Origin of the sequence: Mesorhizobium sp. M0437, assembly GCF_040321335.1 — a bacterium.
In the GTDB taxonomy this organism is placed as follows: Bacteria; Pseudomonadota; Alphaproteobacteria; order Rhizobiales; family Rhizobiaceae; genus Mesorhizobium.
Window position 1 is genome coordinate 37,124 of record NZ_JAMYRK010000031.1, and the last position, 14,714, is coordinate 51,837.

The 14,714-nt window shown below is 61.9% G+C and carries 14 protein-coding genes; 5 read left to right on the plus strand and 9 right to left on the minus strand.

Features of this window, described 5'->3' with window-relative positions; all coding sequences use genetic code 11:
- Positions 1–77 precede the first annotated feature (77 nt).
- The 6 genes from NKI72_RS19865 to NKI72_RS19890 form a co-directional block, all read right to left on the minus strand.
- Complete coding sequence (locus NKI72_RS19865; RefSeq protein ID WP_352850590.1) at positions 78–920, minus strand: carbohydrate ABC transporter permease; 843 nt, start codon at positions 918–920, stop codon at positions 78–80.
- A gap of 5 nt (positions 921–925) precedes the next feature.
- A complete protein-coding gene (locus tag NKI72_RS19870; protein WP_352850592.1) occupies positions 926–1,825 on the minus strand; it encodes a carbohydrate ABC transporter permease in 900 nt (299 codons plus the stop codon).
- A 138-nt stretch (positions 1,826–1,963) separates the two neighbouring features.
- Positions 1,964–3,211 carry an ABC transporter substrate-binding protein gene (locus NKI72_RS19875; protein WP_352850593.1) on the minus strand — a complete coding sequence of 416 codons (1,248 nt, stop codon included), beginning with the start codon at positions 3,209–3,211 and terminating at the stop codon, positions 1,964–1,966.
- Positions 3,212–3,331: 120 nt separating this feature from the next.
- Positions 3,332–4,477 (minus strand): ABC transporter ATP-binding protein, encoded by a 1,146-nt coding sequence (locus tag NKI72_RS19880; RefSeq protein WP_352850594.1) that lies wholly within the window; start codon positions 4,475–4,477, stop codon positions 3,332–3,334.
- 90 nt (positions 4,478–4,567) lie between these two features.
- Positions 4,568–5,518 carry a PfkB family carbohydrate kinase gene (locus NKI72_RS19885; protein WP_352850596.1) on the minus strand — a complete coding sequence of 317 codons (951 nt, stop codon included), beginning with the start codon at positions 5,516–5,518 and terminating at the stop codon, positions 4,568–4,570.
- A 3-nt stretch (positions 5,519–5,521) separates the two neighbouring features.
- Positions 5,522–6,322 (minus strand): beta/alpha barrel domain-containing protein, encoded by an 801-nt coding sequence (locus NKI72_RS19890; protein ID WP_352501446.1) that lies wholly within the window; start codon positions 6,320–6,322, stop codon positions 5,522–5,524.
- Between the two features lie 162 nt (positions 6,323–6,484).
- On the opposite strand from NKI72_RS19890, the gene NKI72_RS19895 reads away from it, so the two are divergent.
- The 3 genes from NKI72_RS19895 to NKI72_RS19905 all read left to right on the plus strand — a co-directional run bounded on the left by NKI72_RS19895 (position 6,485) and on the right by NKI72_RS19905 (position 9,653).
- Positions 6,485–7,246, plus strand: a complete 762-nt coding sequence (locus NKI72_RS19895) for a DeoR/GlpR family DNA-binding transcription regulator (protein WP_352501408.1) — start codon at positions 6,485–6,487, stop codon at positions 7,244–7,246.
- Between the two features lie 253 nt (positions 7,247–7,499).
- A complete protein-coding gene (locus tag NKI72_RS19900; protein WP_352850597.1) occupies positions 7,500–8,648 on the plus strand; it encodes a Gfo/Idh/MocA family protein in 1,149 nt (382 codons plus the stop codon).
- Between the two features lie 15 nt (positions 8,649–8,663).
- Entirely contained in the window at positions 8,664–9,653 is a 990-nt protein-coding gene (locus NKI72_RS19905) for an alpha/beta hydrolase (protein WP_352501406.1), read from the plus strand.
- Here NKI72_RS19905 and NKI72_RS19910 read toward each other — a convergent pair.
- On the minus strand, positions 9,641–10,663 hold the full coding sequence (locus NKI72_RS19910) for a LacI family DNA-binding transcriptional regulator (protein WP_352850606.1): 1,023 nt from the start codon (positions 10,661–10,663) through the stop codon (positions 9,641–9,643). The genes NKI72_RS19905 and NKI72_RS19910 overlap by 13 nt on opposite strands.
- 264 nt (positions 10,664–10,927) lie before the next feature.
- On the opposite strand from NKI72_RS19910, the gene NKI72_RS19915 reads away from it, so the two are divergent.
- Both NKI72_RS19915 and NKI72_RS19920 read left to right on the plus strand, forming a co-directional pair.
- Entirely contained in the window at positions 10,928–11,878 is a 951-nt protein-coding gene (locus tag NKI72_RS19915; RefSeq protein ID WP_352850599.1) for a sugar kinase, read from the plus strand.
- Between the two features lie 8 nt (positions 11,879–11,886).
- Positions 11,887–13,176, plus strand: a complete 1,290-nt coding sequence (locus NKI72_RS19920) for a D-tagatose-bisphosphate aldolase, class II, non-catalytic subunit (RefSeq protein WP_352850600.1) — start codon at positions 11,887–11,889, stop codon at positions 13,174–13,176.
- Positions 13,177–13,664: 488 nt separating this feature from the next.
- Here the strand turns inward: NKI72_RS19920 and NKI72_RS19925 are convergent, their stop codons facing one another.
- Together NKI72_RS19925 and NKI72_RS19930 are read right to left on the minus strand one after the other, a co-directional pair.
- On the minus strand, positions 13,665–13,895 hold the full coding sequence (locus NKI72_RS19925; RefSeq protein ID WP_352474481.1) for a thiamine pyrophosphate-dependent enzyme: 231 nt from the start codon (positions 13,893–13,895) through the stop codon (positions 13,665–13,667).
- A gap of 224 nt (positions 13,896–14,119) precedes the next feature.
- The gene (locus tag NKI72_RS19930) at positions 14,120–14,713 is read right to left on the minus strand and encodes a HupE/UreJ family protein (protein WP_352685796.1); all 594 of its coding nucleotides are present in this window, start codon (positions 14,711–14,713) and stop codon (positions 14,120–14,122) included.
- Position 14,714: the final 1 nt, after the last annotated feature.

A 14,714-nucleotide genomic window follows, 5' to 3' on the forward strand; every position in this document is an offset into this window, starting at 1 on the left:
GGCTGCCAGCGGAGAAGGTCCAATCCATCGATTTCGATGCGCGGCCTACTCCATCAGTTCTCCGTGGAAGGGACATCCTACTTGACCGAGCCCGCGGTCATGCCGGCGAGGAAGAACCTCTGGGCAACGAGGTAGATGAGCAAGAGCGGTAGCGAGCCGAGCACACTCATCGCCATCATCTGGTTCCATTCGAAGGCGTGCTGCCCCATCAACAGCTGGATGCCGATCGGGACGGTGCGCATGGACGTTGACTTCGTGAGCGTCAGCGCAAACAGAAATTCGTTCCAGCACAACAGGAAGGTGTAGACCGACGTCGCCACGATACCAGGCAGTGAAATCGGGACGATCACCCGCCAGAGTGCGGTCCAGCTGCTGCCGCCGTCGACAGCCACCGCTTCATCGAGATCGCGAGGCAAGGTGTTCAGATATCCCGTCATCAGCAGGATCGCGTAGGGCAGCGTAAATACCAGGTAAGTCAGGATCAGTGCGACGTAGGTGTCGAAGATGCCATACGAGACGACAAGCCCGAAGAAGGGGATCAAAAGCGTGATCGGCGGGATCGTCTGCGTGCTGATGATGAGTGTGTTGAGGCTGCTCTTGCCGCGGAAATTGAAACGGCTGAACCCATAGGCCGCCAGCAAGGCGATCAGCACCGTCAGCACGGTCACCGCCCCGGCCACGAAGTAGCTGTTGAAGAAGAAGCGCAGCTTTACCGGGTCGCCAAGGATGGCCGCATACGCTTCCAGCGTGAAGGCCTTCGGCAGGACGGTTGGTGGCAGGGCAAAGATTTCGGTATTCGACTTGAACGAGCTGCTCAGCATCCAGTAGATCGGGAAGGCCGCGAAAAAGAGCCCTGCAGCAAGCGCGACATGCAGCGCGACGGTGATCAGCCTGTCTTTCGGCGAGTGCCTTTTCCTCATGGTGACTACCGAGCCTTTTGATAGCGGATGTAGAACAGCGTCAGGCCGAGGGAGATCAGCAGGATGACCACGGCGCTCGCCGACGCCTGCGACAGGTTGTAGCTCGAAAACGCCAGCTTGTACGTGTAGGTGCTGAGGACCTCGGTCGAGTAAATCGGACCGCCGCCCGTCGTTATCCAGATCAATGGAAAGACCTGCATGGTCCAGATGAAGTCGAGCAGCGAGATGCTGATGATGATCGGCATCAGCTGCGGGATCGTGATGAAGATCAGTTTCTGGTAGGCCTTCGCCCCGTCGATATCGGCGGCCTCGTAGAAATCCTTGGGAATGCCCTGCAGGCCTGCGAGGAGGCTGACCATGAAAAGCGGATAGCCCGCCCAGATGTTGGCGAAGGTGACGGCGTGCAGCGCGGTCTCGGGCGAGGAAAACCATTCGACCTTGGAACCGATGATGCCGATTTGCATGAGAATGCTATTCACGACACCGTTCGGCTCAAGCAGGAGGCGCCAGATCACGGCGATAATCACTGCGGTGAACAGCCAGGGCAGTATGTAGAGCACGCGTAGAATATTGCGCAGCGTCGGATTGATGCGCTCGCTGTTCAGCATGAGCGCGAAGATCATGCCGATGGTCATGTGGAAAACCACACTCATGCATGTGAAGTAGAGCGTGTGCCACAGCGAAGCCCAGAACACCGGATCGTTAAAAATCGCTTGGTAGTGTTTCAGTCCGGCAAAAGACGGGTCGCGACGCAGCACTGCGCTGTTCTGGAACGAATAGCCAATCACCGTCACCATCGGCAGCAGCATCAGCAGGCCGATTATGAGGAGCGAGGGCGACAGGTAGAGATACGGTGCGACCGCTCGTTTCAGTCTATGGTGGCGGGAGCGCTTCTGCCGGGTCATATGCCAACCTTGGGATACGCCTTCAAGAGAAGGGGCTTCGGAAACAGGTCCGTCTCACATTGCCGATCCGTTGTTGCCGGGAGGCCTGCCCGAAGTCAGGCCCCCCGGTCGAAGATCGAAAACGAAGAAACAGGCCGATCAGAATTTCGCCATCCAGCCCTTCTGAGCGGTGGCTGCAGCTTGTTCCGGAGACTGCTCGCCGGCGAGCATCTTCTGGGCTTGAACGTCGAACTGGGTCATCAGGTCTTCAGCCACCGGCAGGCCCGTGAACTCATTGGCGAGATAACCGGTCTTGAAGATTTCGAAAGCCTTGCCGAAAGCTTTGTCCGAGGTCACGAAATCGGGTTTGGCGTTGACGTTGCCCGGGAAGGCGTTTGCAAGCGACACCAGCTTGGCGTTCACCTTTTCACTCATTAGATATTGGACGAGTTTCCAGGCTTCCTCCTGATGTTTCGAGGCAGCAGAGATGCCGATGCCCCAGGAGGCATAGGGAAGGCCGCGCTTGCCGGTATAGTTTTCTACGACCGGGACCGGGATGAGGTCGAAGTTCAGCTTGGGGTTGCGTTTGCGGATGAGGTTCACATGCGCGAGCGAGTCGATCATCATCCCGACGCGGTCGTTGACGAATTCCTCGACCTTTTCCTGCTCGGTCTTGGTGGCGATTCCGGGCGAGATGGTGCCGGCGTCGTTGAGTGATTTGACGAAGGTGAGCATATCCACCACCGGCTTGCCCTCGAGAGCGGGCTTGCCGTTCGCCATCATCGACTGACCCGACGCCCAAACCCAAGACATCATGTCGTTCTGGACCCCGGATGGCGTTTGCAGCGACAGGGGCAACACCCAGCCATACTGGTTCTTGTCGGCGTGGGTCATCTTCTTGGCGGCTTCGAGAAACTCCGCACGGGTCGATGGCAGCTTGGTCACGCCTGCCTGGGCGGCGAGGTCCAAATTCACGAAGACCGGATAAACGAAGGAAGCCACGGGAAACATCACCGCCTTGCCGTCCACCTTGATGATGTCCGCGACCTGGCTCTTGTCGAAACCACTCGCATCCATCATCGGATTCATGTCGGCGAGTGCGTTCTGCGCATTCAGATTGTTCACCCAGGCGCCGTCGAGACCGACGACGTCGCTGAGCGTTCCGGTTGCGGCACCCACCGAGATCTGGTCTCGCGTGGTCGCGTAGGGGCCGCTGACGAATGTCACCTTGATTCCGGGGTTTGCGGCCTCGAAGTCATCCATGATTGCCCTGAGCGAGCCAGCCGGCAATTCAGGCTCCCACCATTGGGTGAATTCCAGCGTCGTGTCCGCCATGGCGCTGGTTGCGCCAAGCAACCATGCGGCCGCGGCTATTTTCAGCATCGCGGATTGCATCCGAAACATCATTTTCTCCTCCTTCTACAAGATCGACCGCACAATGCGGACGATCGTCTGGTTTATTCAGAAGCCTTCTTGCGAGTATCTTTCGCAGGCGCCTCCCTCTCGCCTGCGGTCTGCTGCAGATCTTCAGATCGCTAGATGCGTCTCGGGATCGAAGAAGTGGAACTTGGCCTCATCGACGGCCAACCGGATTTCCGAGTCGGAGTGGATGGCGCTCGCCGGTTCGAATCTCGCCACCGCGTTCGATGCCAGGCCAAAATCCTCCGCTGCGTCCGGATCGCCGGAGTCCACCCGGACCGCGTCGATGTTCAGGTGGACGATATGTTCAGAGCCGAGCTCTTCGATCGAAGTCACATTTGCGGGTATCGTCTGATAATTGCGGCCGGATTCGAGGCTGCTGTCATAAAGATCCTCGGGCCGTATGCCGAACACGATCTTGCGCCCCTCATAGGACCTCAGAGCGGGCCTGCCGACGAAAGCTGCATCCTGCAATCGGATGGCGAAGTCGCGAAAACCGAGCTCGCCGCCCTTTAGGGTCGCTTCGAAAAGGTTCATCGACGGAGAACCGATGAAGCCGGCGACGAAGGCATTCACCGGCGACTCATACAGTCTCTTGGGTGTGTCGACCTGCTGCAGCACGCCGCCCTTCAACACCGCGACCCTGTCGCCCATCGTCATCGCTTCGATTTGGTCGTGGGTCACGTATATGGTCGTTACGCCGAGCTGCTTTTGCAGGCTGGTGATTTCGGCGCGCATTTGAACACGCAGTTTAGCATCCAGGTTGGAAAGGGGTTCGTCCATGAGAAAGGCGGCCGGCTCGCGCACCATGGCGCGGCCCATGGCAACCCGTTGGCGCTGTCCGCCTGACAGGTTCGCGGGTTTGCTGTCCAGCAAAGACGTCAGTTGAAGGGTTTTGGCGATCTCGTCCACGCGCTTCTTGCGCTCGGCCTTCGGCTTGCCTGCCAGCCGCATCGAAAAGGCGATGTTTTCGAACACCGTCATATGCGGGTAGAGCGCGTAGCTCTGGAAGACCATCGCGATGTCGCGGTCCTTGGGCGGCATGTCGACGACGTCGACTCCGCCGATCCGAAGGCTGCCGCTTGTGATGTCCTCCAATCCCGCGATCATTCGCAACGCGGTGGATTTGCCGCAGCCGGACGGCCCGACGAGGATCAAGAACTCGCCGTCCTCGACCGATAGGTTCAATTGGTCGATTGCGCGAAAATTGTTCCCGTAAGTTTTGCAGATATTCTCAAGAATGACTTCTGCCATCTTCCTCCCTCCACAAGTATAAGCCAATGATTCTTATAATTTTCCTCGGCTTATGTTCACCTGCGAAATGTTTCTTCGGATAGTTTCAGGCTATGTTCCAGTATCGACGTACGCATTTTTCAGTTCGACTGCTGGCGGCGCGTTCGTCGATGCCAGGAGTTCCGTGACCTGATCGTCGGTCGGAAGCGCCTCGCGCCCGCCACGCCCCGTTATCGAGAGGGCCGCCGCCGCGGCCGCGAATGCCACCCGGCCTGCGGTGTCGGCTCCGCGCATCAACGCATGCGCGTAGGCGCCATGAAAGCAGTCACCCGCGCCGGTCGAGTCGACGACCACAACCCGGTGCGGGGGCAGATGCCAGAGACCTGTCTCTTCACGCCCGCGATAGTACACGCCCCTGCCGCCATCGGTCAGAACCACGGCGGACCGCGACGGCGACCACAATGCATCGAGCATCTCGGCGGGCGATCGGCGCCCTGTGGCAGTCCGTGCAAAGCCGAGGGGAAGAATGAGATGGTCGCAGAGCGCGATCAGCCGCTCCGTGGCTGGGCCGCAGCTCCATTCGATATCGCCGAGGATCGCAAGGCCGAGATCGCGAGCGCGAGCCACGACATCCAGCGACCGGATCGCGTAGCTATCAACGATCAGGACAGTCGCGCGGCTGAGGACCTCGTCCGGGAAGTCCGACGCGGTGCCCAGCATCGCGTCGTCGTCATACGCGATGAACCGTTCCCCGTCCGAGCCGACGGTAATGCGCGAGCGCACCGGGCGCGCGTCCGGGTGGCGCGGCGCGAATTCGGTTTCAACACCGCTCGCAACGAGATCGCGCAGCACGGCGTCGTCAGCGGCGCTGCCCAGCCATCCGACGAACCCGGCGCTTCCGCCGAGCCGCGCGACGGCGGCTAGCGCCGTCGCGACATTTCCCCCGAAAGACCGGGCACTATGCAGAACCTTCCCCTTGCCCGCCGACAACGGCTGATCGACATAGACGATGTCGTCGATCGCAATAGCGCCGAAGCCGAGGATTGAAGGGAAGGTGGGCATCGTTCAGGCACCCGCCTTTGCCAGGGCGTCTTGCGCCGAAAGGCCGTCATGGATGACGCCCCGAAAGGCAAGCGCAGCCTTCTCCGGATCGCCATGCCCCCAAAGATTGCGGCCTACCACGGCACCGCGTGCGCCGGCACGGATGGCGTCCGCCGTCTGCTTAAGCGCGCCGAGCAGCGTATCGGTTTTCGGACCACCCGCGATCACAACCGGCACCGGGCAGGTCCGGACGGTCTCTCGGAACGACTCGAAATCGCCCGTGTAGCCGATCTTGATCACGTCGACGCCGGACTCGTAGCCGATGCGCGCCGCATAGGCGATCTCGTCGGGGGTGAAGACGATTCTTGCTCCGTCGGTGAAATCGCGTGGGTAGATATGCGCCACCACAGGCATGCCGTAGCGCGCCGCCGCGTTTACCGAATCGGTGAGCCAGCGTATGTATTTGCCCTCGGTCGCGCCGCGCACCGGAATGGCCACGGCCAACGCATCGGCCCCGGCGCGCACCGCATCCTCGGGCGTTGCGATCAACTCGCTGATGCGATCGTCCGGAGTGAAGCAGCCCGCCTGAATCACCAGGGAAGCCTTGCCCGCATATTGCGGCCACAGATGGCGCGCGGTGCCAGGCTGGATGCTGACGTAGTCGGGTCTGCCCGCCATGACGCGGGCAAGCGCACCCGGCAGGTCGGCAAGGCCGCCTTTGCGCACGTCACCATAGCCGACGAAGTGGTCGACGGCGCCGCCAAAAAGGTTCCCCGATGGATGCGAGAAGAGGCGCGCAAGACGCACCTTGGTTCCTAGGCTCATGAGTGCAAAATTCCCCAATCGTTTGATTTCAAAATCCTGGACCCAGTGTTTCCGAAAGAAATAAAAAAAACAATCTTTCGAAAGCTTTCGAATTTGCGTATTTTTGCTAAGGTGAGCCGAGGCCAGAGCGGTTGCCTGGCGCAGGGAGGCAAGGGCAGGGCAATGTTGTCGGAGCAGAGACGCCAATCGATCCTGGGTGAGGTGCAACGCAGCGGACAGGTTCGCACGAAGGACCTGTCAGACGGGTTTGGCGTGTCGGAAGTCACGGTGCGCTCCGACCTCGAGATACTGGACCGAAAGGGACTACTGACCAAGACCCGTGGAGGGGCGGTGACCCGTACCACCGATTCGACTACGGCCGCGTTCGCCCGGCGGATGCAAGCGAACCTCGACGCAAAGAAGCGCATCGCCCGGGCGGCGGTAGACCTCTTCGAGGACAACCAATCGGTCATCTTCGACGGCGGCTCGACATTGATGCAGCTTGCCATGCAGTTACCGCCGCTCAGCAATGTCGTGGTCGCGGCCACGGCCATGAATATCGTGCAGCACCTTATGCATCGTCCCGGGCTCGACGTTCATATGATCGGCGGCCGGGTCTATCCCGACACGGTGAGCACACTGATCACCGATGCCGATACGGCTCTCGGCGGCTTGGTGGCGCATCAGGTCTTTGTTGGAGCGCATGCGATAGACTCGTCACTGGATGTGGTCGACGTGAACGAAGACATGGCGCGAACGAAGCGAAACCTCGTTCGCATGGCCCGGCGCGTTGTCCTCCTCGCCGATTCGAGCAAATGGGGCGTCAGCGGGACCTCCAAGGCATTTTCGCTGTCGGCCGTCGATGTGGTGATCACCGACGATGGCCTGCCCGGTCCAATACGCAGCCAGCTTGATAGGATCAGGGCCAAGGTGATCTATGCCTGAACCCGTCTCGGTTCCTAGCGCGACGGAAAGATCCAGTGCGCGCATGACCCACGGGATTCGCATCGGCCGTTGGCCGTTTTTCATGTCAGTCATGTTCTCCTCCTCAAGGCTGGCGGCCTCCAATGCTGCGCCAGCGTTTTCACATGCTCTATAAAAATTTTACGCGCGTCAATATTTAAAATGTTATATAGCGGCTTTCGACTATGAACCTTGCTGTAGCCAGGCCATGACCGCGTTAGAGGTGCGATCTGAAATGCACAGAAAATCAAAGACAAAGCTCGGCGTCGGCGTCATCGGATGCGGCAACATCTCGATGACCTATTTGCGCAATGCGGCTCTGTTCGGCGGGGTAGAGCTCAGCGCCTGCGCCGACATTTCGGCCGATATGGCTGCGCTGCGCGCCAGGGAGTATGGCATCCGCGCACTCGGCGTCGACGCGCTGCTGGCCGACCCGGACATCGATCTTGTTCTCAATTTGACGATACCGGCGGCGCATTTCGACATTTCGCTTTCGGCGCTTTCGGCGGGAAAGCACGTCTTTACCGAAAAGCCTTTGGCGACATCGGCCGCCGACGGCCGCCGGCTGGTCGAGGAGGCGAGGGCGCGCGGGTTGCAGCTCGGCTCGGCTCCCGACACCTTCCTCGGCGCTGCCGGACGGCGGGCGCGCCGGCTGATGGATGAGGGTGCGATCGGCCGCGCTGTGACCGGCACCGCCTTCATGATGGGGCGCGGCATGGAGCACTGGCATCCCAATCCGCAATTCTACTATCAGCCAGGCGGCGGCCCGGTCTTCGACATGGGCCCTTACTACCTGACGATGCTGGTCAACCTGCTCGGCCCGGTCGAGCGCGTCATGGCGATGGCGACGCGCGGCCAGGAGGAACGGCTGATATCAGCCGAAGGTCCTTACAAGAACACCAGCTTCAAGGTCGCCACGCCGACCACCATCCTGTCCCTGCTGGAGTTCCGCTCTGGCGCCACCATCACCTTCGGCGCGTCCTGGGACGTGTTCAAGCACTCCAACCATCCGATCGAACTGCACGGCACCGAAGGCTCGCTGCGATTGCCCGATCCGGACACATTCGGCGGCACAGTTTCGCTCTCGGCGCGCGGCGACGACTGGGCCGATTTCGCCAGCGAGGCCGAACTCTACGGTGCGCGCAACTGGCCCTATGTCGCACCCGACCGCGCCAACTACCGCATGCTAGGCGTCGCCGATCTTGCGCGGGCGCTGGCCGATGGGCGCAAGCCCCGCGCCTCCGGCGATCTGGCGCTGCATGTTCTGGAGATCATGGAGGCGATCCTGGCTTCGGGCGAAAGCCGCGGCTCAATTGCCGTCAATGGGACTGTCGACCAGCCGCCGCTGCTCGGCGAGGACGAGGCGGCAGGTCTGCTTGCCTGACCGGGAGGGAGATCCATGATAACATCGCCTTCAGCGCCGTCCCTGTCCCCTCTCGACCCGGAAGCCCGGCATGTGCTCGAGCTCGGCCGGCAGGCCGACGCCTTGCCATTCGAGACCGGTACACCGCAACAGGCACGCCGTGCCTACGAAGAGGGCCTTCCGGACCAGCAGGGTGAGCGCGAGCCGGTGGCTTCGGTCACTGAGCGCGCCATCCTTGGACCCGGCGGTTCGCTGACGCTCAGGATCTATCGCGGGCAGGACGCGCATGATGCAACTGCCCCGGCGCTGCTTTACCTGCATGGCGGCGGCTGGGTGATCGGCAATCTCGATTCCCATGACGAGATCTGCCGCTGGTTCGCCAATATGGCGGCTTGCGTCGTCGTTTCGCCCGCCTACCGGCTGGCGCCGGAGCACAAATTCCCGGCCGCGGTCGAGGATTGCCGCGCCGTGCTCTCCTTCATACAAGAGGCACCTGGCGATCTCGGCATCGACGCTCGGCGCATTGCCGTTGCGGGCGACAGCGCCGGCGGCAATCTCGCCACGGTGCTTAGTCTTCTCGCGCGGGGCGATCCTATTCCGTTGACCGCGCAGCTGCTGTTCTATCCCAACACTGATGCCGCGCAGACGGCGGACAGCTATAGCCGCTTCGCCGAAGGTTTTGGCCTGACCGCCTCGACCATGGCCTGGTTTCGCGATCACTATGTCCGCTATGCCGCCGACATCGACGACTGGCGCGCCTCGCCACTCAGGGCGGAGAGCCTCGCCGGCGCGGCGCCAGCCTTCGTCGCCATCGCCGGTCACGACATCCTCGCTGATGAAGGCGAGGCCTACGCCGGGCGTCTGCAAGATGACGGTGTGCCGGTCGTGCTGCGGCGTTGGCCAGGCCAGATCCATGGTTTTGTTTCCATGGGCCGCCATGGCACGGCAGCGCGACAGGCCGTTGGCGCTGCGGTCGCCGCATGGCGCGGCTTCGATTCGGCTTTTGGGAAAGATCAGGCCGACTGACGCATCACCAGCGTCGCATCGAGACTGACTTTGGGTGCGACCGCCGTGTCGTCCTCCTCAAGCACCGCCAGCAGCATCTCGACGCTGCGCCCGGCCATCGAGGCGAAGTCCTGCGCCATGGTGGTGAGACCGGGGCAGGTGTAGCGGCTGAGTGGATGATCGTCATGGGCGGCTACCCGCAGGTCGCAATCGCCCTTGCGGCCGATCTTGAGTCCGCGCGCATAGGCGGCGGCCATCACGCCAAAGGCCAAGCGGTCGTTGTTGCACAGGATGGTCTTTCCCGCCAGGCCGCCATTGTCGAGCATCGTTTCCGTCTGCTCGTAGCCGATCCGTTCGAAATCCCAAGTGTAGTCCTCGGTGTTGCCGATGACGACCGGCTCATGCCCGAGCCGCTTCATCGAGGCGACATAGCTCTCCAGCCGTTCCGGCGAGTTGTGGTTGACATGCGGGATGTCGAAATAGACCGGGGCGGCGCCGGACCGGCAAAGATAATCGACGATGGTCGAGACGCTCTGTGCGTTGTTGTTGCCGACGAACGGCGTCCGGCCTTCGAGATAGGTGTCGAAATAGACGACCGGGATCGCCTGCGTCAGCTTTTCCAGCGTGCGGTGGTCCGAGCGCACGCCGAGCGGTGCGATCAGCGCGCCGGAGACTTTCAGCGACAGGATCGTTCGCGTTGCCTCCACTTCGAGTTCGCGCGAGCCGTGCGAGGAGATCACGATCGGCCAGTAGCCCTCGTCGCGCAGCCTGAGTTCTATGCGGCTGACCATCTCCGAATAGAAGGGATCGGCCACCGTCGGCACCATGATGCCGATGCTGCGGGTACGCTTGCGGTTGAGGTTGCGCGCGAACAAATTGGGCTGGTAGTCGGACGAGCGCAGCGCTTCCTCGATGCGCTTTCGCGTCGCCGGCTTGACGCTGGTCGGATCGTCGAAATATTTCGACAAGGTCGGCCTGGAGACGCCACAGGAGCGGGCGAAATCCTCCATCGTCTTGTGCTTCATCGCCAGCGATTCCCCGCCTTCCGGAAACCTCGTTCCTTGTGCTGTCCGGCACCTTCTTACGGTGCGCCGGCGTGCAACCGCAAGGCAAAATTTTACAGAAAACTGTAGCTGTTTTAACGCGTATAATAAAATTATTCCACGCGTAAGTTTATTAATTGGCGCAAAAAGTGCAAGCCGTATTGACTCTGGATGTCGATTGCCGCCAGGCACAATTGTGCGCGACCGAAGTCCGCAGTCGGACTGGAGCGAAACGCCGGGAGGAATTCCGCGATGAAGAAGCTGGTCTCAGCCGGCGAGATCCTCGTCGAGATCATGGCCGAGCGTATCGGCCAGAGCTTTCTCGAACCGGGCCCGCTGCTGGGGCCTTATCCGTCCGGCGCGCCCGCCATCTTCATCGGCCAAGCCGCAGCGCTCGGCCAACCCGCCGGCCTGATCGGCGCGGTCGGCGAGGACGATTTCGGCCAGTTGAACATCGAGCGGCTGCGGACCCTGGGAGCTGACGTGTCGGCGATCGCGGTTCACAAGGACTACGCGACGGGCACCGCCTTCGTCACCTACCGGGCGGATGGCAGCCGGCACTTTGTCTTCAACATCCGCAACAGCGCCGCCGGCCTGGTCGGGATCGATGCCGCTGCTACAAGCATGCTGGCCGGCGCCGACCATGTCCATATCATGGGCTCGTCACTGTTCTCCGACCGCGCCACCGACGTCGCGTTGTCGGCGATCCAAACGGTGAAGGCCAAGGGCGGGACGGTGTCCTTCGACCCCAACATTCGCCGCGAGATCATGCAGGCCTCCGGCATGCGCGAAGCGCTCGACCAAGTGCTCAAGCAAACCGATGTCTTCCTGCCGAGCGGCAACGAACTGTTCCTGTTTTCGTCGGCCGGCGACGAAAAGGGCGCGGTCGACGACCTCCTGCAGCGCGGCGTTTCCTGCGTCGTCTTCAAGAAGGGCGCCGACGGCGCCGCCTTCCACGACCGTCACGGCACGGTGGCCTTGCCGGGCTTTGCCATCAACGAGGTCGATCCGACCGGCGCCGGTGACTGTTTCGGCGCTGCCTTCGTCTCATTCTGGCTTCGTGGTGCGGCACCCGCCCAGGCGCTCATGATCGCCAATGCGTGTGGCGCGCTAGCCGTTACTCGCAAGGGGCCAATGGAAGGTATCTTTCCGCTGGCCGAGGTTGAGGCTTTCGCAACCACCGCCGGGAGGGGCCGGCCGTGAGGGCCGCGATGCAGAGATTTGCCAGCATCGCGGTGAAGCGCGCCGCGGGTGAGAAAGGCGGCATCGCCTCGATCTGTTCGGCGCATCCGCTGGTGATCGAGGCCGCGCTCCGCCACGGCGCGTCGCGCGGTTCCGATGTGCTGATCGAGGCGACCTGCAACCAGGTCAATCACGAAGGCGGCTACACCGGCATGACGCCCGCCGGCTTCCGCAGCTTCGTCGAGGGCCACGCGCAAAGGGCCGGCTTTCCGCTCGATCGCCTGATCCTCGGCGGCGACCATCTCGGTCCCAATCCGTGGAAGCATCTTCCTTCCGCCGAGGCGATGACGAAGGCGAAGGCGATGATCGACGCCTATGCCTGCGCCGGCTTCACAAAGCTGCATCTCGACACCAGCATGGCTTGCGCCGACGATCCAGCCGCGCTTGCCGACGAGACCATCGCTGCACGCGCCGCGGCGCTTGCGGCCGTCGCCGAGGCGGCGGTCGAACGCATTGGCGGCGAGAAACCGGTCTACATCATCGGCACCGAAGTTCCGGTGCCGGGCGGCGCGCTCGAAGCGCTCGACCATATGCATGTCACCGAACCCGATGACGCCCTGCGCACCGTCGAGATCCACCGACAGGCATTTTCGCGCGCTGGCCTCGATGCTGCCTTTGCGCGTGCGGTCGGCGTCGTCGTCCAGCCGGGCGTCGAATTCGGTAATGCCGAGATCATCGCCTACGCGCCGCGGAAGGCGACGCAGCTGGTCGCCGTGCTCGGGCGCATGCCGCAATTCGTCTTCGAGGCGCATTCGACCGACTACCAGCCAAACGAGGCCCTTGGGGCTCTGGTGCGCGACGGCTTCGCCATCCTCAAGGTTGGACCCTGGCTCACCTTCGCGCTGCGCGAGGCGTTGTACGGGCTGAGCCACATCGCCGACGTGCTTGCGCCAGACCCGTCCCGTGAAAGCCTACCGGCGGCGATGGAGCGCGTCATGCTTGCCTCGCCGGACAATTGGCAGAAATACTATCCGGGTACGCCGGACGAGCAGCGCGTGCAGCGGCACTTCTCCTTCAGCGACCGCATCCGTTACTACTGGCCGACGCCCGACGCACAGCACGCGACACAGACGCTGCTGGATTTTCTGGGCGACAGGGACATTCCCCGCTCTTTGATCAGCCAGTATCTGGGGCAACTCGATGCCGAGGTTGCGGCGGGTCGGATCGAGCCCGTCGCGCATGACCTGCTGATTGGCAGCATCACCCGTGTCCTCGATTCCTATGGGCGTGCGACGTTACAGCAGCGCGGATCGTCCTAGATTCGCCGTTGCAGGGCCGAGCCGAGCCCGGAGGCCGCGCGTGATCTAAGATGTGCGCTCAGCCGACACACGCGGAGGCTATGCCGGACCTTCGAAGTTGGGCTGCTGCTGGACTAATATAAGCAGGGCACAGCCAATTCGATGGTGAGAGCATCGCGGAACCTTACGGAACGATACGGGAATACTTCTGATTTTGGCCCACGAAAAACCCAATCAAATCGACGTTTCTAGCACATCCTCCGGGCCCACCATTATCGTTATCTTTCAATGATTTAGAGGCATTGTTGCACTTGGCTAGCCAAGTCAAGGCAGGCGAACCGCCGTCCATAGCGTTTGATTTTATTGACTTATGGTGGGCCTCTGGAGGCCGCAGATGTGTTGCCAACCGCCGGTGGAGTGTCAGGATCGTTTATCAAGTGCTTGAACGACGCCGGCACGGTGTTCGGAATAGAAAGCCGCGCATAGTCCCCTACGCAATCGACCTCGAATTACTGTCTGGATGCTACATCGGCCATCGCCGCACCCCAGGCGATCTCGTAGCCCATGCGTGAGAAGCCGAATTCGCGATCGAATGTGTTCGGCGCTTTGACACGCCAGTTCTTCATGACCTCGCCCGGGAGGCCGCCAGCAGCGGTGACGACCAAGTCACGCTCGCCGGCGCGGAGTTCACGACGGCGATCATTTGGCGTAGCTGGGAACAGGCCGGCTACGTCAGGCAAGACCGTCCGGCTGCAGCTAGGAAGTTAATCGCAACCCACGGCGGACGGCTCCGTACGCGCGCGCGGCGTACGGCAAGCTGCTAGCCTCAATCTCCGGATGAGATCAGAGTCGCTCAGACCGGGTCTTCAGGATCTGGTACAGCACGTTTCGGATGCGCTGCCCAACGGTTAGCCGGTTGATCACGCCTTCGCCTCCTGTTCATCGCAGATGAATGGGCTGCGGTTCAGATGATCTGTGCCGCCAGCGCCACGCCGACCAACGACGTGCCGACCCCTGCCGTGCGGATGGCTCGCGGCCAGCGCCGAAGTGTTAGGGCGGCTAACGCGCCGGTCGCGTGAAGAGCCGAAGTAGCGACCACGAAGCCGACCGCATAAGCGATGCCGCTGGCCGTCTCGGGAATTTCGAGGCCATGGGCATTGCCGTGGAAGAGGGCGAAGAGAGCAGTCAGCGAGGCGGCCACAGCGAGCGGAAGCGGCTTGGCAAGCGCCATCATGGCGCCGAAGACCACCAGCGATAGCGTTATGCCGGTTTCCAGTGAGGGCAGGCCGATGCCGGCGATACCGAGCAGGGCGCCAGCGAGCATCGCCGAGACAAAGCACGACGGCACGATGATGATCCCCTTGCCGCCGGCGCGAGCGGCAATGATGCCTACAGCCATCATGGCAAGCAGGTGGTCCATACCGGTCAGCGGGTGCTGAATGCCGTCTACAAACCCGTGGGCATGAAAACCGCCGCTATGGGCGAAGGCCAATGAGGGGATGAGGGTTGTGGCGGCTGCCAGGGCGAGTCTACCGAAGAATGAAAGCGTTCTGTTCATG